The organism is Nocardioides sp. NBC_00368 (assembly GCF_036090055.1).
Lineage (GTDB): Bacteria > Actinomycetota > Actinomycetes > Propionibacteriales > Nocardioidaceae > Nocardioides.
The window spans coordinates 1,955,037-1,974,993 of the sequence record NZ_CP107970.1 but is presented as its reverse complement, the minus strand read 5'-3'; the positions used below and the strand labels follow the sequence as shown (position 1 = coordinate 1,974,993).

The window sequence follows — 19,957 nt, the reverse complement described above, 5'->3', positions numbered from 1 at the left end:
TTATCCCTTCAGTGTGAGGATGAGAAGTACGACGTTGAGGCCGACAATCGCTGTAGCGACCACCGCGCCGGCCACCCGCAGGGGGACTCCGTTGACGAACTGGCCCATCACCGCCCGGTCGGCTGTCAGTCGTACGAGCGGCACCAGAGCGAGGGGGATCCCGAGCGACAGGACGACCTGACTGAGCACGAGCGCTCGAGTGGGATCCAGACCGACACCGAGGATCACGAGTGCCGGGACGATGGTGACCGCGCGGCGCACCAGAACGGAGACCTGGACGCGGAGCAGTCCCGCCATGATCTCCGAGCCGGCATAGCCGCCGACGGCGGTCGAGGCGAGGCCGGAGGCGAGAAGCCCGATGGCAAAGACGAGCCCGATCATCGGTGCGATGTGGTCGCTCATGGCGCGGGCGGCGCCCTGGAGCGTGTCGGTGCCGGGGATCCCGCCCAGGGCTGCGGCCGCTAGGAGAAGCATCGCGAGGTTGACGCTCCCCGCAACGCCCAGGGCGGCGCCCACGTCCCACCTGGTTGCCTGCAAGAGGCGCTTGACGCGCCAGGAAGGTGCGTAGCGTCCAGGCGGACAGTGACGGTCTCGCGCCAGGCTGGAGTGGGCGTAGATGGCATGCGGCATGACGGTGGCGCCGACGATTCCGGCGGCGAGCAGCACGGACTCGGTGTCGTCGAAGCGAGGAACCATCCCGCCGAGGGCGCCGAGCCAGTCGACGTGGCTTACCGCGAGTCCAGATGAGAACCCGATGGTGATGATGGCGAGCATGCCCAGGATCACGAACTGGAACGAGTTCTGTCGGTGCCGTGACTGCAGCATCAGGATGCCGAAGGAGACTAGGGCGACGACCGATCCTCCGATCACCAATGGAAGACCGAAGAGGATCTGGAGGGCGATCGCCCCGCCGATCACCTCGGCCACCTCGGTGGCTGCGATCGTGACCTCCGCCTGGGCCCAGTAGAGGAGCCGCCGCTTGGTGGGAAGCCGCTCGCCGAGAACCTCCGGGAGGCTGCGGCCGGTGACGATGGCGAGCTTCGCGGAGAGGTATTGGGCAACAACGGCCGCAGCGCTTGCGAGCAAGAGGACCCAGACGAGCAGATAGCCGTACTTGGCTCCGGCAGTCAGGTTCGTCGCGACGTTTCCGGGGTCGACGTAGGCAATGGCGGCGATGAAGGCAGGTCCGAGCAACCGGAACAGCTGCCTTTCGGATCGAGCGCGGACATGGCGCTCGGCGACTTGTCCGGCAGTCATCGGCTCGACCGACTCTGTATGAAGATGCCGTCGAAGAAGGTCGCGAGCTCTTCGGTCGCGGTCAGCGGCACCACGTTGGCCACGTACTGGTCTGGGCGTACGACGATGACTGCACCGCCGCAGTCGATCTCGCGCTCCTCGAAGATGTCCTGCCCGTCCTCGGTGGCGTAGACCTTCTCCCAGTTGACCAAGGAGCGCTTGCCGGCGCGGGGAAGGAAAACTCGGGGCACCAGCCGCAGGTCGACGTCTTCGAACCGCTGTTGGTAGATGACCTTGACGTCGAAGTACGCGTCGATGTCAAGGTCAGGTGGCGTGTGCGCCTTGAGGGGAGATGCCGGATCGGTCTCCAGCCAGGCTGCGAGGTCGTTCACCGGGCCGATGCCCGGGGACGAGGCGTCTGCGAAGACGTAGATCCGCCATCGGCCATCGGCGCGTGCGTGATGTCCCAGGTGGATCGGGACAGTGTCCGCGACGCGGTTGACCAGAGCGGACTTGAAGCGCTTCCCGATCGGATATCCGGCTGCCAGGTGCTGGTGGGTCGGCTCCGCGACGAGCATCGAAGGTCCGTACTGAGTCATGAACCCTGCGGGGAACTCGAAGGTCTTGACGTAGAACTCCTCGAGAGATGACGGTTCTGCCAGTTCCTCGGCCGGTGTGGCCATCAGAGTCGACCACTCCTTGTCGAAGTCGATCAGGTCCTGGGCGATGACCTGCCGCTCCGCGGAGTAGGTGTGCAGCAGCGTCGCTGGAGCACGGCCGTCGAGAACGTGTCCGAGCTTCCAGCCGATGTTCCAGCCGTCCTGGATGGAGACGTTCATCCCCTGGCCGGCCTTGGCTGAGTGAGTGTGGCAGGCGTCCCCCGCGATGAACACCCGCGGTGTCCTCGTCTCGTCGTCCGCAGGCACGTTGTCGAACTTGTCGGTCAGGCGGTGGCCGACCTCGTAGATGCTCCACCAGGTGACCTGGCGGACCTGGATGGAGTACGGATGCAAGATCTTGTTCGCGCGGGCAACGACAGTCGCCAGCGGCGTCTGCCGCACGGCTCCATCGTTGTCTTCGGCGACCTCGCCCAAGTCGACGTAGAACCGGGTGAGGTAACCGCCCTCGCGAGGGATGAGCAGGATGTTGCCGCCGTCGTGCGACTGGATCGCGCACTTGGTGCGGTAGTCGGGGAAGTCGGTCTCCACCAGGACGTCCATGACGCCCCAGGCATGCATCGCCGCCTGGCGCACCAGCTTTCGACCGATGGCGTCGCGGACGCTGCTGCGCGCCCCGTCGCAACCCACGACGTACTCCGCCTGGATCGTACGAATCTCGCCCGTTCGCGGTCCGACAGTGTGACGCACGTCCACGTCGACGGGATGGTGAGCGCGATCGGTCACCCGCAGTCCGAGGAACTCGACTCCGTAGTCAGGGGTGGCGCGGCTCGGCGAGTTGGCGGCGAACTCGGCGAAGTAGTCCTGGACCCGGGCCTGGTTGATGATGAGGTGCGGAAACTCGCTGACCCCTTGGGGGTCGTCGGGCACCAAAGACGTGCGGACGATGTGCTTGGGTTCGAGAGGGTCCGGCTTCCAGAACGCCATCGAGTAGATCCGGTAGGCCTCTTCGGTCAGACGATTGGCGAACCCGAACGCTTGGAAGCTCTCTACGCTGCGGGCCTGGATCCCGTCAGCCTGTCCGACCGCGAGGCGATCGGGTCGACGCTCGATGAGGCGGGCGTTGACATTGGGGAACTGCGCCAACTGGGCGAGGGCGGTGACGCCGGCGGGACCTGCCCCAACGATCAAGGCGTCGACACGGTCCGGAAGATCCTCCGGACGGTCGACTCCGACACCTGCGGCTGGCTCTACACGCGGATCGCCAGACACATAGCCGTGGTCGTGGAACTGCATCAACACTCCCTATGAGTTCTATTATCGAATAGGCATATCGGATAACGGCGACACCGAGTACGATACGTATCGGATCAGTCGGACACAAGACTTTCGAGGAGGAATTTGTGGCGGAGCCCACGTCGCTGCAGACGCTGTCGCGAGGAATCAAGGCACTCGAGGTGCTTGCGGAGGCCGACAGCCCTTTGTCGGTGACTGAGTTGTCCGCCCGACTCCAGCTGCACCGGTCCATCACCTACCGAATCGTCAGGACGCTGGAGAGCCACGGCCTGGTTTCCAGGGATGCCGCGGGCGATGTCCTCCTGGGCGTGAGCTTGGCGTCTCTGGCCCGCAACGTCTCTCGTGATCTACAGACGGCAGCGCTTCCAGAACTGACGCTCGTTGCCAACGAGCTCGGGATGACGGCGTTTCTGGTCGTTCTGGACCGAGAGGACGCGGTGACCATCGTGCGCGTCGAGCCACGCGCTGCCATAGCGGCGGTGGCCCAGCGACCTGGGACGCGTCATCCGCTGGACCGCGGTGCCCCGGGAAGAGCCGTCGGACGGTTGGTCCATACGGACACGTGGGACCTCCCGTACGAGACGAGTCACGACGAGATGATCCATGGACTGTCGTCTGTTGCCGCACCGCTCGCGGTGCCTGGCCAGCAGCCTGCGGCCATCGCGGTGGTCTATCTGACAGGTCCGGCCGACGTCGGGCGGATCGGTGAGCGCCTCATCGATGCAGCGTCGGCGATTCGGAACGACATTCGCTGAGCGTTGCGGCTCGAGTCAGGCAACGGAGAGCCGCGACTCGAGCGCCTTGCGAGCCTGCATGTGCTCCCTCGGTTGGTTGACCGACTCCACCGCGATGAGCGACGAGCCGCGATAGTGACGTATGGAGAAGGCGCCATCCGGGTTGCCCGCGAGTTCACTGTTGTCGGATCCGGTCCAGGTGCCGACGATCTGGAGCCGATTCGGCCCCAGGTGACTCCAGAAGCGGGGGACATGTGCGTACTGTTCCGCTGTCTTGCCGACGATGCGCTGTGCGACATAGCGGGCCTGGTCGGCTGCGTTCTGAACGCATTCGGTTCGTGCGCCTGTCGAGGAACTGACCGCCAGGTCGCCGACGGCTGTGATGTTCGGATCGCTGGTGAGCAACGCTGAGTCGACGACGATGCCGCCGTCGACTTCGAGTCCCGCCTCGTGGGCGAGCTCGTCGCGGGGTACGACACCGATACCGATGACGACCAGGTCGGCATCGAGGTCGCCATTCGAGGTCAGGACTCGACGGACGTGGTCTTCCCCTTGAAAAGCCAGGACCGAGGTCTCAAAGCTGAAATGCGTGCCGGCGGCTTCCAGGCGGCTGACAAGGGCGGCTGCCGTCACGCTGCTGACTGAGCGCGCGAGAGCCCGGCCTGCCGGGTCCACAACCGTCACGTCGAGTCCGGTCGCACGGGCCGCGCACGCGAACTCGAGGCCGATGAAGCCCGCGCCGACAACGACAACCCGGTTTGATCTAGCGAGCGGCGCTCGGAGCCCCTTCGCGTCGTTCAGGGTCCGCAGCGTATGGATCCCGGCGAGGGTGGACCCTGGCACGTCGAGTGTCCGGGCGCGGGCTCCCTGCGCCAGCACGAGATGGTTCCAGCCAAGGGCACTGCCATCCTCGAGGTGCACCCGTCGTCGCTCCCGATCGATAGACGTTGCCCGAGTGCCCGTGTGGAGGGTGACGTCGTGAGCGGCGTACCACGATGCGCCCTTGAGGGGGAGAGGCGCCATCTCGGTGCCCGTCATGAACTCCTTGGACAGGGGCGGACGCGAGTACGGGAGGTGCTCTTGCTCGTCGATCAGGACGATGCGCCCTGCGAAGCCCTCGGTCCGAAGAGACTCTGCGAGTTGAACTCCGGCGTGCCCGGCGCCGATGCAGGCAACGGTTTCGTCGAGAGTCATGCTCACACCTGCCGTGCGGGGATTTCGACTTCGATGGCTTCGAAGTCGCTACCCGCCTTGAGCTGACAACCCAGGCGGCTTCGGGCAGGGTCTCGTGGGGCGGCGGTGCACTCCAGCATCTCCTGCTCCTCCTCGGCGATCGGTGGCAGTTCGGGAGTCGACCCCACGTACACGTGGCACGTGGCGCACATGGCTTGGCCTCCGCACTCGCCGATGATTCCTCGAATATCGTTCTCCAACGCGGCCCGCATCACTGAGGTCCCATCGCTCACTGCGACGCTCAGGGTGGATCCGTCGGGTTGCCGGTAGGTGATCGTCGGCATCTGCTTCACTGCTCCGTTCGGTAGGGGTGAGAGGGGGAGTCGCTGCGACTACCAGGTCACCGGAAGGCTGGTGACGCCGCGGAAGACCCAGCCCTCCCAGGTCGTCATTCGTCGTTCGTCAACGCGAAGGTTCGGGAACCGCGCGTAGAGCATGGGCAGCGCGACCTCGCCGACGGCGGTCTTCGCTGCCCATCGGCCCGCACACATGTGCACCCCGTTGCCGAAGCCGACGTGACCGCGGGCATTGCGCTCGATGTTGAAGGAGTTGGCGTCCGCGAAGACCGCCTCGTCCCGATTCGCGGACGCGAGGAGCAGCCCGATGTCGGCGCCTGCCGGGATGTGGTGGCCGGCCCAGTCGACGTCACGCGTGGTCTCTCGCGGAAGCATGCCGATCGGCGAGAGCCACCGCACGGCCTCCTCGAAGGCATCGCCCCAGCTGACCTGTCCATTGCGGATGAGGTCGAGCTGGTCAGGGTGACCCGACAGCGCCCACACCAGGTTGGTGATCATGTGCTGGGGCTCATTCATCCCTCCCGAAATGGTGAGGAAGACATTCGCCCGCACCGTCTGCTCGTCCAGTCCGACCTGGAGCAGATGAGAGGTGATGGAGGCGTCGGGCTCGCGTGTGAGGTGCGGTAGGAGCTCGTCGAGAACGGCGTGCGCTTCCGCCTGACTGCGGTCGCACCGGGCCCAGATCTCCGAATCGTCCAGGACGTTTCCGATCCCGGCGATGAAGTCGGTCGACCACCGGGCAACGTCCCGAACGTCGACCGCCTTCGGGAGCCCCAACAGGTCGAGAAGGTTCTTGCTCGCGACCGGCACCGCGAAGTCTCGATTGAGATCCGCGTTGTCGGGTCCGATCTCCTCCAGGCGATCAAGCCAGTGCTCGACGTTCTCGCGGAAGTGCGGAGACCACGTCTCGTGCACCGGCTTCGGTCGAAGCGTGGGGTTGATGGCACCTCGCTCAACGGCGTGCTGAGGGTCGTCCTTGCGCAGCATGGGGCGGGCGCCGAAGGCTCGAACCATCGTCGGCCGCGAGGCGTGTGCCGTGAAGATCTCCGGATTGTTCTCAGCGGACGTGACGGCCGCGTGAGTGGTCAGGAGGTAGCGTCCGATGGCGGGCACGTGGACGACCGGTGCCAGATCCCGCATCTGCGCGAAGTCGGCGTACGGATCAAGCATCATGCGTTCTTGGTCGAACCGCTCGAACACGGGGGCGTCCTGAGCGGCGACGGCGGGGCTGCTGTTACTCACGTCACAGGAGTATGCAGGCGGGGAAGGGACAATGCACACGGTGATTTCCGGGGTACTTCACCGGATGAACCGGTGTTCCTCGATCAGTGCTGGGCTCAGCGTGCGCAAGGTCTCCACGACTGCCCGCACGCGCCCGGAGAAGTGCTCCTGGCGCCAGAGGGCCAAGATGTTGACCATGCGGGGTCGTGGCGTGATGGGAATGAAGACGACCTCAGACCTGTCCCATGTCTGCCGCGCGTAGTCACGCCACATCAGCAGGGTGTATCCGTGCCCTCGGCCGACCAATGAGCGGCACAGTTCATAGTTGCTGGTGTGGATGACCGTCCGTGGCGTGACTCCCGCGTTGGACATCAGCTCAAGTGTGTGCGTACGGCTCGGTGCGATGTCGAGGAGCACCATCGGCTCGTCGGCGATCTCCTCGAGTCCCAGGTGAGGACGTGACGCGAAGGGGTGCGATGAGGAGAGCACCACGCATGCTTGTGTCTGGTAGAGCGCCTCTCTGCTCAGATCTGGAGAGACGTCGAGGTCGTAGCTGATGAGAAGGTCGAGGTTGCCTTTGAGGAGCTCCGCCATGAGCGTGGGCTGATCGTCAGTCCTGATGTCGGGGCGGAGCCCGGGATGTGAATGAGCAACCATCGTCAAGAGGCGAGGCACAATCACCGGTGCCAGCGTCGGGATGGCCCCGATCCGGACGGCACCCGTACGCGAGAGCACCCCGTCTCCGACCGCATCGACGATCTCTTCGGCGCCCTGCAGCAGTCGTCGCCCGGCCGAAAGGACGGCGATGCCGTCGGAGGTCAGGGTGATGCCGCGTGATCGATGCCGTTGGACGAGGCTCGTCTTGAGCGACCTCTCAAGAGTGGACAACGAGTCCGCGATGGCCGACTCAGAGACGTGAAGCTCGGCGGCGGCGCCGGAGATCGTGCCCACGTCTGCGACCGCCACGAAGTACTCCAGCTGACGGAGTGTGTAGGGCGCCTGGCGAGGAAGGTGCACGGCGATGTCGCTCCTCCCGGAGATGGGCACTGGACAGGGCGCGCTCGGCACGCCCCGTCCGACGGATATGTCAGGCCGGGTTGCGACCGATGAAGAAGTCCTTCAGCGGTTCGTTCGGGATGTCGAAACCTGCCTCGAGCAGGGCGTTGCGGTAAGCCCGCATCTGCTTGTCCTGCAGACGCATCGTGGGCATTCGCAGAGGACCACCGTTGTAGCCCTGCAACCAGCCCTGGAACTTCCACCCCATCCGGTTGAGCACGGAGCCGCCGTGCACGGCGGCGAAAAGACCGTTCTTGGCGACCCGGGCCGGGTGCAGCTTCCAGAACAGCTCGGTGGCCCTGTCGTTGTCTCCGGCACGAATCAGCTTCATGATCTGGGGGATCACGGGGCCGTAGTACTCGTGGTCGCTCGTCGCCGACAACTGGATTGGGATCACCTGCGACAGCGGGATCAGGTCTGCCTCGATCGGGACCGATATCACCACCTCATCACCGAACAGACGGTGGCACTCGACCGCGTTCATGATATTCGGGTAGCCGCCCTCGGCCTTGATCACCGCGACGTTGGGTGCGTCGTCGAGGATGCGACGGATGAGGCCCGTCGAGATGTCGGAGGGGTGGAGCCGCGAGAAGTTCCAGATCGTCATCGGGAACAGGATGATCGCGAGGTTCGTCGAGTCGGCGAAGGTTCTCGTGAACTCGAGGACCTCGTCCTCGCTCTCCGGGTAGAAACTCGGCGGGTAGCTCAGCAGGATCAGGTCGGCGCCCGCCGCCTCGGCCAGCTGCGCCATCTCGATGTTCTCTTCGAGGGTGTTGAAGCAGGCGTGGTGGCAGATGAAGAAGTCCTCGCCGCCCTCGTCCTTGGCGATCCGGATGAAGTCGATGTACTCCTCCGGCGTGATGCTGACCTCGCCAATAGCGAGGCTGCCGATGAAACCGTGCTCCTTCGCCAGGGCGATGTCGTGCCGGATGCCCTTCTCGTTCAGACCTTTCAGATCTGCGGTGAACGACGGGATCGTGCAGTTCACCGCGCCGACGAGCTTCTCGCGAGCCCAGGTGCGGGACTCAGCCTTCGTGTAGGTAGCCATGTCTCTTCTCTCCTCGGGGCTCAGCCCCGAGCTCCTTCCCAGGACAGATACTTGATCTCGAGGTACTCATCGATGCCGTAGACCGAGCCCTCGCGCCCGATGCCGGACTGCTTGACGCCGCCGAACGGAGCGACTTCGTTCGAGATCAGGCCCGTGTTGATGCCGACCATGCCGGCCTCGATGGCCGCAGCCACACGCCAGATGCGTTCGCTGTCGACGCTGAAGAGGTAGGACGCGAGTCCGAACTCGGTGTCGTTGGCCATCCGAACGGCATCCGCTTCATCGGTGAACCGGATGAGCGGGGTGATCGGCCCGAAGGTCTCCTCGTGGGCGATGAGCATCTCCTGCGTCACACCCGTCAGGACAGTCGGCTCGTAGAACAGGTCCCCGACGTCGCTGCGACGGCCGCCCGCTGCGAGTGTCGCGCCCTTCGAGACTGCGTCCTTGACGTGCTCGTCGACCTTGTCTACGCCGGCCGCATCGATGAGCGGCCCGATGCTGACGCCTTCCTTGAAGCCGTCGCCGATGACCAGCCTGGCGGCGCGCTTCGCGTACTCCTCTGCAAAGCGGTCGTAGATGCCGTCCTGGACGTAGACGCGGTTCGCCCCGATGCACGACTCGCCGGTGTTGCGGTACTTGGCTGCCAGGACGCCAGTCACGGCGGTGTCGAGGTCGGCGTCGTCGAAGACGATGACCGGTGCATTGCCGCCGAGCTCCATGGAGACCCTCTTGATCGTTGCTGCGGTCTCCTCCATGAGCTGGCGACCGACCTCGGTGGATCCGGTGAAGGTGAGCTTCTGGACGATCGGGTTGCCGGTGAGCTCCGGGCCGATGGTGCGAGCGCTGCCGACGACGACGCTGAGGACTCCGGCGGGGATACCGGCACGCTCGGCGAGCTCGGCAAGCGCAAGCGCCGTCAGTGGGGTCTGAGACGCAGGCTTGACCACCATCGTGCAGCCGGCAGCCAGAGCCGGTGCGGCCTTGCGGGTGATCATCGCGGCCGGGAAGTTCCACGGAGTGATCGCGGCGCACACGCCGATCGGCTCCTTCAGGACGACGATCCGTCGCGTCGCGGTGGGGGCTTCGAATACGTCACCGCGGATCCGCTTCGCCTCCTCGGCGAACCACTCGATGAAGGATGCGGCGTATGCCATCTCGGCCTTGGCTTCCGACAGCGGCTTGCCCTCCTCGAGAGTGATGATCGCGGCGAGATCGTCGGTGTGCTCGACGACGAGGTCGAACCAACGACGCAGGATCTGCGAGCGCTCCTTGCCCGAGAGGGCACGCCAACTCACCTGCGCGCGCTGGGCGGCCTCGATAGCGGCCCTTGTCTGCTCTCGGCTCAGCGAAGGCAGCTCGGCGACCTGCTCTCCCGTCGACGGGTTACTGACGGTGAAGGTGCCGCCATGCCCCTCCGCCACCCACTCCCCGTTGACGTAGGCAGCGGTCTTGAACAGACCCGGATCGTTGAGCACCGATGTGACGTCGGCGCGGTTGCTTGGGGCGAGAGTCATGGGTGACCTACTTCGTGACGGGCTGGATGCGGATGGGAAGTGGAGCGCCGAGCCCGAGGGCTGCGGCCCGCTCCGCGCACATGGAAGCGACGGCGAGATCCTGAAGACCGGCGCCGACAGACTTGTAGAGGATTATCTGCCGTTCGTCTTGGCGACCCTTGACGTTGCCGGCAGCGAGATCGGCCAGGGAGAACGCCTTGTGCTCGGCGTCGATGTTGTCGGCCTTCGCGGCGAGGAGATCACCGGTCTCGTGGAGGACCTCCGAGAGGACGTCGGCGATGATGACGTCGGTTCGCTTGATGGTCTCGGTGTCGACCTCCCGCTGCTCCGCGACCGTCGACCCGATCGAGATCACGGTCTGCCCAGGCTGGAGCCACTCACCCAGCAAGGTGGGGGTCTCGTCGTACGACCGTGCTGCACAGACGACGACGTCGACCTCCGAGATGGCCTCTCGAGCAGACTCTGCGGCTGAGACCGGGACGTTGAGGTCGGCGAGCTCGGAGGCGAAGCGGACGCGCGACTGCGGGCGAGGAGAGAACACCTTCACCGCTTCGAGACGGCGCACAGCCGCGAGCGCGCGAACATGCTTCTGCGCTTCGAACCCGGATCCTATGACTCCGACCGAGATCGTGCCTGGCCTTGCGAGCAGGTTGGTGGCGAGCGCAGACGTGGCGGCCGTGCGGAAACCTGTGACGGAGTTGCCGTCCATCAGAGCGACGAGCTCGGCGGTGTCCTGGTCGAAGAGCGAGATGAGGTAGGCCACCTGGCGATTCGCCCAGGCCCCCGCAATGATCTTTGCGCCCATCGGGCTGCCATCAGCGGGGATCCCGGTGAGCGACCTCAGCCAATTGATCCCGCCCTTGGCGACGGTTCGGTTCGGGTAACGACTGGCCGTCCCGGCGGCTGCGTACGCCGCGTGCAGCGCCTTGATGGCCAAGCCCCAGTCGAAGGACTCGCGCACGTCTTCGTCGCTCAGTACAAGGGTCACAGAAGGCTCCTAGCTTTTCGGTACGGTTCGTACCGTACCGCTGGTGATGGCGATCACACAAGCGGGCTGGCAAGAGCCGGCGCATGGGAGGAGTCAGACCCAGCGCGCCGATGGGAACCCAAACGCCTCCGGTTCCGGATCCTCGCCATCGCCGGACGCATCATCCGCACCGGCCGCCGAAGACGGCTACGGCTCCTCCCACGTGACTGGCCATGGAACCAGCTCATCGACACCGGCTGGCACACGCTCCGCACTGCCTGACGGCACCACTCCCAACCACCCACGACCAGGAACAGGAGAACCGGCGACACCAGCGCCGGGGATTCTCCACGCCCACCTCACCCCACGACCAAGTGAGCCCGAGCCGAACGGCTCGGGCTCACTCACGAAACATCGAGGCTAGGCGCCCTCGCCAGCCGGTCGGAAGGTAGAGGATGAATGCTCGCCGCGCCCGACCCCAGGGGCTGCCGATTGCCGCGCTCGCCTCTGCCGCGGGCTCGCTCGGGCTGCTTCGCCTACACGCCGCGGGCTGCTCGTGCGTGGGCACAGCGACAAGGCGCGGTCGGCGTGGTTCGAACGCCACGACTTGGCCGCCCCCGCTCTCGCTGGGCACGAGAGTGGGGGCGGTGCGCCCTGGCGCGGCCGTTGGCTGGCTGCTGTCGACCTGGTCTGGCGACTGGTCGAGGCAGGGCACGTGGTCCGCTATGTGCATGACCTCGAGGCCCTGCACGAGGCCCGCGGCACCGTGCGCGGCTGGCTCGGTCGCAAGCTTGTCTACGGGACCGGCGGCGCCGAGCTCGGGCGTCGTCACGCGCCTAGACCGCGCCCGGAGCTTCCCTCCGGGCCGGGGTCGTCGTCGGAGCGACCGGTGCCAGCTCTTCCTTGAATCCGGCTCGTGAGTCGGAACCCGTCCGCTTGGCTTCGATCTTCAAACCCCCGAGGGATCCGAGCAGAATGCCGATGGGAACAAGCAGCGCGACGAAGAGGCCGCCGAGGCCGAGCCCGGCTCCAATCAGTGCGCCGCCGACCGCGCCACCCGTGGCCGAGCCGATTCGTGCGGCGAACTCGGTCACGCCGACTCCGGTGCCGCGGACCTTCGTCGGATAGGCTGCGGCTGCGAGGACGGTTCTCGTCGGTCCCAGAGCGGTCGGCAGGATGAGCCCGGTGATCGTGAGCAACACCAGCAGCGTCCCGAACCTAGGGTTCGGGACGACCCCGATCACGAGCACGATGACGGCGGAGAGGCCCAGCGCGAGACCGATGATCAGGAACCGCGACACCTTCGCCAGGATGGCCGCGAGTACCAACCCTCCGACGACGCTCGCGAATCCGTACACGCCCACAATCGTGCTGCTCTGCACGGTGTCGAGGCCCGGAAGCGGCAGCTGGAGCAGCGTCGGAAGGTACTGGGCAACGAGCAGTTGCGTACCGAGCGAGAAGAACCCGAACACGAACAGCAGCACGGTGCTAGGCGCGAATCGCTTGGACAGGATGACGGTCAGCGTCTCCTTCCGGTCCTGCTTCGCCGGGGGCTCCAGTTCGACACTGGTGACATCCACGCCCGGAGCGAGGCGTCGAAGTGTGCGCTGCGCCCTGTCGACGGCTCCGCGAGCGGCGTAGAACGCCGGCGACTCCGGGACGACGATCGCGAGCACCAGAATGAGACCGAGCGGGATCACCCCGCCCGCGACGAGCAGCGCACGCCAGCCGCCAGTCGGGATCAGGATTCCGGCGAGCGTCGCGCCGACTGTCACTCCGAGTCCGACCCCGGCGTAAGCGGCAGCCAGCATGGCGGAGCGTCGCGTCGCCGGTATCAGATCCGCGAGGAGCGTGTTCCCCGTTGCCATCGCGGCGCCCATACCGAGGCAGGCGAGAAGGCGCCAGACCGTGAACGTGGTGAAGTCGCCAGACGTCGCGCCAAGGATGGTGCCGCTGCCGAAGACGAGCGTGGCGCCGACCAGCACGGCCTTGGGCCCCCACTGGTCCGCGAGGCGACCGGCGACGAGGGCGCCGAGGCCCATAGCGATGAATCCACCGGTGACGACCAGCGCGATCCCGCCCCCGATCGATACACCCCACCCCTGAATCAGCGAGGGGAAGATGTGGCTGACGATCGTGACATCCATTCCGTCGGTGAGGAGGATGAGCGTTATGAGAGCGAAGTAAACCCAGTGGCGCCAGGTGAGGCCTATGGATTCGGTTACCTCCGCCAGTGTGCGGGGAACGTCGGTGGATGCAGGCATGGTGGTGAATGAACCTCTCTGTTCGATAGCAACGAACGATGCTGGTCGTGTTGTGACCTCGATCACGTCTGCGTAAGGAAAGCACGCCCGATACGATCCGTCCAGTACCGCATAGCTTGAGCAGGTGGCTAACGAAGACGAGAGACGTCGTTCAAGGTGCGCAAATCGGTCGTCCCCTCAACCTGCTGTCGCGCTGGACCCGATCCTGGCCAAGCGCAACATCACGAGGGCCGCCAGACGGCTGCACGTCAGCCAGCCGACGGTCGGCAAGGTCCTGACGGTGAAGGACCTGCAACGGACAACAGAAGCGAGCCGGGTGAACGTGGCGGCGTCTCGTCTTCGAGTTCGGCCGGGGCTGGTTCTGGCCCTCCCGAAAGCGCAGCACCGCCGGGCCCGGCGTTCGCAAGAAGAGAAGGAGACCTGACCGTTGCCGGGCGCATCGGGTTGCCGGCCGCCCTGTTCGTGATCAGGCTTGAGATCAGGAACCGCATATTCCTTGCATCTCTGAAATCGTCTGGTGCGACCATGACATGTCACCGAGCGCGACCGCCGCCTCCTGCGCGCGACGGATGCTGGACATCGCGGTCGCCATAAGAACCCCGGGAAGTCGGATGTGGTGCCCGAGCGTGCGGCTCGCACTCAGCGGGTCCAATGCTCGGGCGGCCGGCAATAACGCACTCATGACTGTCGCGGGCAAGCTAGTTCGAGGCCGGCCGGGAGCCGCAGATCCAGGCGGTCGTCCGCGGCGTCTGCTCGCTCCGGGGCTCAGGCCGAGATGCCGTGCAGAACGGCGTCTATGAGGTGGCCTGTCGTGTCGGCGTCCAAGTCACTGGTCTGGAACAGGAGTCGGAAGTAGATGGGGCCGTAGATGATCTCTGCGACGTGGTCGGGGTCGAGGTCGGCGCGGATGTCGCCCTCGGCCTGCGCGCGCTTGATGAGCGCGTTGACGGCTTCGGTGCGACCGCGCCAGAACTGACCCTTGAAGGTCTCGAGCGTGACGGCGTCGTACTGGCACTCGGCGATCAGTTGTGCGACCAGCTTGCCCTCCGGCCCGGCGTAGACCTTGGTCAGGGCGGCTGCGTGCGCCCGAAGTGCCTCGACGGCACGTCCTTCGGTCGCGATCGGCGTCTGCGCGATGTGGTTCTCGAGGAACGCCTCGATGACGAGTTCGGCCTTGTTGGCCCACCAGCGATAGATCGTCATCTTGCTCACGCCGGCCTGGCGCGCGATTCCCTCGATCGAGAGCTTCTGCAATGTCAGGGGGCCTGGCGGCTTGTCGCCGAGGAGCTGCAGGGCTGCGTCCAGAACCGCCTTGCGGCTGCTTTCGCTGCGAATTGCCATGGGAGCATCGTAGCGGATGGTGGCCGTATCGTATCGAATCCTGGAGATGACAGTGGTGCAGGTCACGCGAGCCTGTTAGAGTTCGGTGCGTATCGTATCGAATGGAGGATTCAATGAAACTCGGTCGCATCAGCGTTCCGACTCCCGATGGTGCTCAGGCCCGCATCGTCGCTCTCACCAACAACGACAGCTCTGTCGTGGACCTCTCGGTGGCGTACGCCGCATCCCTGCGACGTCGGGGCGCCAACTCAGAAGGTGCGCTCCGCCTTGCGCGTGCGCTCTTTCCGTCGAGTATGTCCCAGGCGATCGCGGCCGGCGACGTATTCCTCGACGCCGCTCATGAAGCGCTCGGCTACAGCGACGAGGCCACCAAGTCCGTGGAGGAGGTCTCCTGGATCGCAGCTGTCGACTCGCCGGTGATTCGCGACTGCCTGACGTACCCGACGCACATGCAGAACTTCCTGGAGAAGGTCGGCAACAAGCCTGACCAGCAGGCGTTCAAGACACCTCCCTTCTTCAAGGGCTCCGCCAGCCGCATCTATGGCACCGGCGAAGTGCTCCCTTACCCCGGTTTCACTGAGTACCTCGACTGGGAGTTCGAGGTCGGGATCATCGTCGGCAGGCAGGGTCACAACCTCACGGCGCACGATGCGGAGAAGCACATCTTCGGTTACACCATCTTCAACGACTGGTCGGCCCGGGATGTGCAGCCTCGGGAGATGGCCATGGGTATGGGACCGCAGAAGTCGAAGGACTTCGCCTTCGGCATCGGTCCAGTGATCGTGACCGCGGACGAGCTGCCCGAGATCGACGGCCTCAAGGGACAGGTACGTCTCAACGACGAGGTCATCTCGACGGTCGAGTCGACCCCGCGAATCTTCAGCTCGGCGGAGCTCGTCGCGTGGGTCTCGGTCGCGGACGCTGTCCTCCCCGGTGACCTAATCGGGACGGGAACCATGGGCTTCGGATCGGGCTTCGAACTGGACAAGCGACTCTCTCCAGGAGATGTGCTCGAGCTGGACCTGGAGAAGGTCGGTGTGCTCAAGACGCCGATCGGAGAGATCGAGACAACCCCATGGTGGCCGGACGAGAAGCCATTCGCCTGGGACGAGAACTGGGAGCGAGTGGGCTACTGATGAGTGCTGATAAGGGCGTCGGACGGGTCCGGCGCGTGGTGACCGGGGTCAACGAAGCTGGTCGGTCCTACATCGTCAGTGATGGTCTCGCGCCGAACGCCTTCCTGTCCCCGGACGTTGAAGGCTTCGGCGCATCTGTCGCCTGGTATTCGCCAGCCGGTCCGCTCACCAACGACGGCGCCGCCGACACTGCCGCCGCCGACGCCGTGGTCCCCATGTCGCCCAACCTCGGTGAAGTGATCTTCCGAGTCGCAGACTTCCCCCCGGACGAGGCATATGGCAAGGCCGGGGAGGAGCGCCTCTTCGACTCCATCACCGGCGGCGACGAGGCACGTGACGGCGCGGCTCACAGCAGCCACAAGCACTTCTGGTTCCACAAGACGGACACCATCGACTTCGCCGTCGTGCTCGACGGCGAGATCTCGTTGCTTCTGGACGACGACGAGTGCCTCCTCCGATCCGGGGATGTCGTTGTCCAGCGTGGAACAGCTCACTCCTGGTCCAACAGGACCAATCGCACCTGCCGCATGGCGTTCGTGCTCGTCGGCGCGCTGCCTGTGTCAGCGGGGGAGTCCGCGGAGGATGCACTGGCGGCGGGTCACTCGTGAGCGTTGAAGTCGGTGACGTGATCTGGCGTCCGCACGATGAACGTATCGAGGGCAGCGAGTTCCGAAAGTTCACCAAAGCACTCGTCGCCGAGGGTCTGCTTGGCGCGGCCGATCCGACTGACTACCTCTCGGTCTGGCGTTGGTCCGTCGAGAATCCGGCGGAGTTCTGGCGCGCATTGGCGAAATATGTCCGAGTCGACGTTTCCGCGGCTGGTGACAGCGACATCATGCCGGGCAAGCTCGGGGCAGAGCCGGAGGACGGCCGTTGGTTCCCAGGCGTCTCTCTGAACTACGCCGCGGTCGCCTTGGCCCAGGAGCGACGGGGCGATGCCATCATCGGCGTCGACGAGGATGGTACGCGGCACGTGCTCAGCTGGCGCGAGCTCAGGACGCGTGTCGGCGCGCTGGCAGGATTCCTGCGCGACGCTGGCGTCAGGCCCGGCGATCGCGTCGCGGCCGTCCTGCCGAACCGGGCCGAGGCGGTCATCGGTCTGCTGGCCTCGGCGTCAGTCGGCGCCGTCTGGTCTGTCGTCGCACCCGAGTTCGGCGCAAGTGCGATCGTCTCCCGGCTGCAGCAGTTGCAGCCGGTGGTTCTCTTGGCGACCGCCGCCTACGACTACAACGGGCGTTCCATCGACCGTGGCGATGTATTGCGCGAGGTGATCGCCGGCCTGCCAGACCTTCGCGAAATCGTGTGGGTGGGCGAGCCGGTCAGCGATCCTCAGACCCCCGCGCGCTCGCATCGCTGGGACGATGTCATCGCGGTCGAACGGCCCTGGGTGGCCGACGCGGTGGACTTCAACCATCCGCTATGGGTCCTGTTCTCTTCAGGCACCACCGGTGTGCCGAAGGGCATCGTTCACGGCCACGGCGGCGTGGTGCTCGAGGAGTTGAAGACCCTCACGCTCCACACCGAACTGAGCCCGGGCGACCGGTTCTTCGTTGTTGGCTCCACCAGCTGGGTCGTGTGGAACACGCTGGCGTCAGGCCTCCTGCGCGGCGCCACGATCGTGCTACTGGACGGCAACCCCGCTTACCCCAGCCTCGAGCGAGTCTGGCAGGTCGCGGCACACGAGCGGGTCTCAGTGCTTGGTGTCGGGGCCGCCTACCTTCACAGTTGCATGCGCGCCGGCCTGATGCCGGGGACAAACCACGACCTGGCGGCGCTCCGCATGATGCAGGTCACCGGCTCGCCGCTTTCCCCGGATGCGTACAACTGGGCCTATGAGTCCCTGGGCGAGGTGTGGCTGGCATCCGTGAGCGGCGGTACGGACATCGCGGGCATCTTCATTGGCGGAGCCCCAACGGAGCCTGTCCGAGTCGGGCGGCTGCAGCCGCCAGCCTTGGGCGTTGCCGCCGCTGCCTGGAACGCGGAGGGTGAACCAGTCACCGACGAAGCCGGCGAGCTGGTGATCACCGTCCCGATGCCCTCGATGCCTCTCCGATTCTGGAACGACCCGGACGGTTCACGTTACCGGTCCAGCTACTTTGAGACCTACCCGGGCGTGTGGCGCCATGGCGATCTCGTCGAGTTTGGCAGTGACGGCAGCTCAGTCATCGTCGGCAGATCAGACTCCACGCTCAACCGCAACGGCATCCGGTTCGGTCCCGCCGACCTCTATCGCGTGGTCGAGGCGCTTCCCGAGGTCAAGGAGGCAATGGTCGTAGGGGTCGAGAAACCGGAGGGCTACTACATGCCGCTCTTCGTCGCGCTGGAAACCGATGCCGACGAGGACGCAGTGGCTGCGACGATCCGCAACGCCATCCGCGGCGCCCTCTCACCGCGCTACGTGCCGGACGAGATCATCGTGCTCTCCGCGATCCCGCACACCCGCACCGGCAAGAAGCTCGAAGTCCCGGTGAAGCGCATCTTGATGGGTGCGGCGGTGGACGACGTCGTAGATATCGGTTCGGTCGACTCGGTCGCAGTTCTGCACGAAGTCCACGAGGTGGCTCGTCGGCGGGTGCCGGCATGAGCGCGACGACGCGACTGACCGGCACGATCGCACCAGCCGTCCTGGAACTGCTAGCAGCCGACAGGTCGCTTTCTTCGTTCGGCATCAGCACCCTGCACGCCCACCAGGGACGCGCCACGTTGTCCGTCACGGTCACGGAGGAATTCAGCAACGGGCACGCGTTGGCGCACGGTGGGTTGATCTTTGCGCTTGCGGACACGGCTCTCGCTTTCGCGGCGAGCTCGCTGGCGCCCGGGGCCGTGACGGCGGAGTCGTCCATCATCTACCTCACCCCCGCTCGTGTGGGCGAGGAGCTGGTAGCCGAGGCCGAGGTGCGCAGCACGAGCGGGAGACATAGCGTCGTGGATGTGACCGTCCGCGCGGGGGACAGGGTGGTCGCGGAGTTCCGCGGCCGAGGAACAACAAGGAAGGGCAAATGATGACCCAGCAGCGCTTTGCGATCGGCACATACGAGGCTGGCCAGGGCCCTTTCCCTGGGCTGGTGGTCGATGGCACGGTCTACGACATCAGTGCTTTCACAGCGTATCGGTCGACGGCGGAACTGCTGGTCGACTGGGACGCCGCGTTCACCGCTTTGACCCGGGCCGCGGAACGGCCTCCGGTCGCGGGCATTCCTGAGGGGACTTTGCGAACGCTGCCCCCGGTGAGCCCGCCGGGACAGATCTTCGCGGCTGGGGCCAACTATCGAGAGCATGTCGTCCAGATGGCGGTTGCACACAAGCTCGGGCGGGAAGATGCGACCGCAGCGGAGCTGGCTGCCGAGGCAGGTCGCGAGATCGACGAGCGCAAGTCCAGCGGGAGGGTTTACGTGTGGACCGGTGTCTCGTCGTCGATCAGCGGCGCGTTCGATGACATCCTGCTTCCAGCGGAGTATGACGACCACGACTGGGAGCTCGAGCTCGGAGTCGTCATTGGGCGGAAGGCTCGCAACGTCTCGGTCGATCGAGCTCTCGACTATGTTGCTGGATACACCATCTGCAATGACCTCACGACGCGCAGCCTGGTGCCACGCAAGGACATCCCGATGATGGGTACGGACTGGATGCGAGCGAAGAACTTCCCCACCTTCTTCCCGACCGGCCCGTGGCTGGTCCCGGCGGCATTCGTCCCGAATCCGCTCGACCTGGGCATCCGCCTGCGGCTGAACGGTGCGACGATGCAGGAGAGCAACACGGGCGACATGATCTTCGGGCCCGCGGAGCTGATCTCCTATATCTCACGGTTCGCGGAGTTGCAGCCAGGAGACATGGTGATCACGGGTTCGCCGCCAGGAAACGGGTCGCACCACGGCCGCTTCCTCCAGGCCGGAGACGTCATGGAGTGTGAGATCGACGGCTTGGGGATGCAGCGGACCCGTTGTGTCGCTGGTCCGTAACTCACAGCTGAGACACGAAGGGCCCCGCCGGTGAGCGGA

General features: G+C 65.6%; 17 protein-coding genes and 1 pseudogene. 7 read left to right on the top strand and 11 right to left on the bottom strand.

Features of this window, described 5'->3' with window-relative positions:
- Both OG984_RS09420 and OG984_RS09415 read right to left on the bottom strand, forming a co-directional pair.
- Complete coding sequence (locus OG984_RS09420) at positions 1–1,257, bottom strand: Nramp family divalent metal transporter (RefSeq protein ID WP_328531327.1); 1,257 nt, start codon at positions 1,255–1,257, stop codon at positions 1–3.
- Positions 1,254–3,149, bottom strand: a complete 1,896-nt coding sequence (locus OG984_RS09415; protein ID WP_328531326.1) for an FAD-binding monooxygenase — start codon at positions 3,147–3,149, stop codon at positions 1,254–1,256. The genes OG984_RS09420 and OG984_RS09415 overlap by 4 nt, the downstream gene beginning before the upstream one ends.
- Positions 3,150–3,256: 107 nt before the next feature.
- Between OG984_RS09415 and OG984_RS09410 the strand changes: the two genes are divergently transcribed.
- Complete coding sequence (locus tag OG984_RS09410; RefSeq protein ID WP_328531325.1) at positions 3,257–3,904, top strand: IclR family transcriptional regulator; 648 nt, start codon at positions 3,257–3,259, stop codon at positions 3,902–3,904.
- A gap of 15 nt (positions 3,905–3,919) precedes the next feature.
- Here OG984_RS09410 and OG984_RS09405 read toward each other — a convergent pair whose 3' ends face one another.
- The 7 genes from OG984_RS09405 to OG984_RS09375 form a co-directional block, all read right to left on the bottom strand.
- Positions 3,920–5,077, bottom strand: a complete 1,158-nt coding sequence (locus OG984_RS09405) for an NAD(P)/FAD-dependent oxidoreductase (protein ID WP_328531324.1) — start codon at positions 5,075–5,077, stop codon at positions 3,920–3,922.
- Between the two features lie 2 nt (positions 5,078–5,079).
- Positions 5,080–5,400, bottom strand: a complete 321-nt coding sequence (locus OG984_RS09400) for a 2Fe-2S iron-sulfur cluster-binding protein (RefSeq protein ID WP_328531323.1) — start codon at positions 5,398–5,400, stop codon at positions 5,080–5,082.
- 48 nt (positions 5,401–5,448) lie between these two features.
- The gene (locus OG984_RS09395) at positions 5,449–6,654 is read right to left on the bottom strand and encodes a cytochrome P450 (protein WP_328531322.1); all 1,206 of its coding nucleotides are present in this window, start codon (positions 6,652–6,654) and stop codon (positions 5,449–5,451) included.
- Between the two features lie 57 nt (positions 6,655–6,711).
- Positions 6,712–7,650, bottom strand: coding sequence for a LysR family transcriptional regulator (locus OG984_RS09390; RefSeq protein WP_328531321.1), 939 nt, complete (start codon positions 7,648–7,650; stop codon positions 6,712–6,714).
- Positions 7,651–7,720: 70 nt separating this feature from the next.
- Positions 7,721–8,737, bottom strand: coding sequence for a dihydrodipicolinate synthase family protein (locus OG984_RS09385; protein WP_328531320.1), 1,017 nt, complete (start codon positions 8,735–8,737; stop codon positions 7,721–7,723).
- 20 nt (positions 8,738–8,757) lie between these two features.
- Complete coding sequence (locus tag OG984_RS09380) at positions 8,758–10,251, bottom strand: NAD-dependent succinate-semialdehyde dehydrogenase (RefSeq protein WP_328531319.1); 1,494 nt, start codon at positions 10,249–10,251, stop codon at positions 8,758–8,760.
- A 7-nt stretch (positions 10,252–10,258) separates the two neighbouring features.
- Positions 10,259–11,239: an ornithine cyclodeaminase family protein gene (locus OG984_RS09375; protein ID WP_328531318.1), complete on the bottom strand. Its 981-nt coding sequence runs from the start codon at positions 11,237–11,239 to the stop codon at positions 10,259–10,261.
- 102 nt (positions 11,240–11,341) lie between these two features.
- On the opposite strand from OG984_RS09375, the pseudogene OG984_RS09370 reads away from it, so the two are divergent.
- A pseudogene (locus OG984_RS09370) lies at positions 11,342–11,500 on the top strand (IS1380 family transposase); the annotation flags it as partial.
- 554 nt (positions 11,501–12,054) lie between these two features.
- Here the strand turns inward: OG984_RS09370 and OG984_RS09365 are convergent.
- Both OG984_RS09365 and OG984_RS09360 read right to left on the bottom strand, forming a co-directional pair.
- On the bottom strand, positions 12,055–13,482 hold the full coding sequence (locus OG984_RS09365; protein WP_328531317.1) for an MFS transporter: 1,428 nt from the start codon (positions 13,480–13,482) through the stop codon (positions 12,055–12,057).
- A 765-nt stretch (positions 13,483–14,247) separates the two neighbouring features.
- On the bottom strand, positions 14,248–14,889 hold the full coding sequence (locus tag OG984_RS09360) for a TetR/AcrR family transcriptional regulator (RefSeq protein WP_328531316.1): 642 nt from the start codon (positions 14,887–14,889) through the stop codon (positions 14,248–14,250).
- A 47-nt stretch (positions 14,890–14,936) separates the two neighbouring features.
- Here OG984_RS09360 and OG984_RS09355 point away from each other — a divergent pair, with 47 nt between their 5' ends.
- Genes OG984_RS09355 through OG984_RS09335 form a run of 5 tightly spaced genes read left to right on the top strand, consistent with a single transcriptional unit; the run spans position 14,937 to position 19,918 of the window.
- Entirely contained in the window at positions 14,937–15,959 is a 1,023-nt protein-coding gene (locus tag OG984_RS09355) for a fumarylacetoacetate hydrolase family protein (protein ID WP_328531315.1), read from the top strand.
- Between the two features lie 35 nt (positions 15,960–15,994).
- Positions 15,995–16,567: a cupin domain-containing protein gene (locus OG984_RS09350; RefSeq protein ID WP_328531314.1), complete on the top strand. Its 573-nt coding sequence runs from the start codon at positions 15,995–15,997 to the stop codon at positions 16,565–16,567.
- Entirely contained in the window at positions 16,564–18,543 is a 1,980-nt protein-coding gene (locus tag OG984_RS09345; protein ID WP_328531313.1) for an acetoacetate--CoA ligase, read from the top strand. The genes OG984_RS09350 and OG984_RS09345 overlap by 4 nt, the downstream gene beginning before the upstream one ends.
- A complete protein-coding gene (locus tag OG984_RS09340; RefSeq protein WP_328531312.1) occupies positions 18,540–18,962 on the top strand; it encodes a hotdog domain-containing protein in 423 nt (140 codons plus the stop codon). Before OG984_RS09345 ends, OG984_RS09340 begins: the two co-directional genes overlap by 4 nt.
- On the top strand, positions 18,959–19,918 hold the full coding sequence (locus OG984_RS09335) for a fumarylacetoacetate hydrolase family protein (protein ID WP_328531311.1): 960 nt from the start codon (positions 18,959–18,961) through the stop codon (positions 19,916–19,918). The genes OG984_RS09340 and OG984_RS09335 overlap by 4 nt, the downstream gene beginning before the upstream one ends.
- Positions 19,919–19,957: the final 39 nt, after the last annotated feature.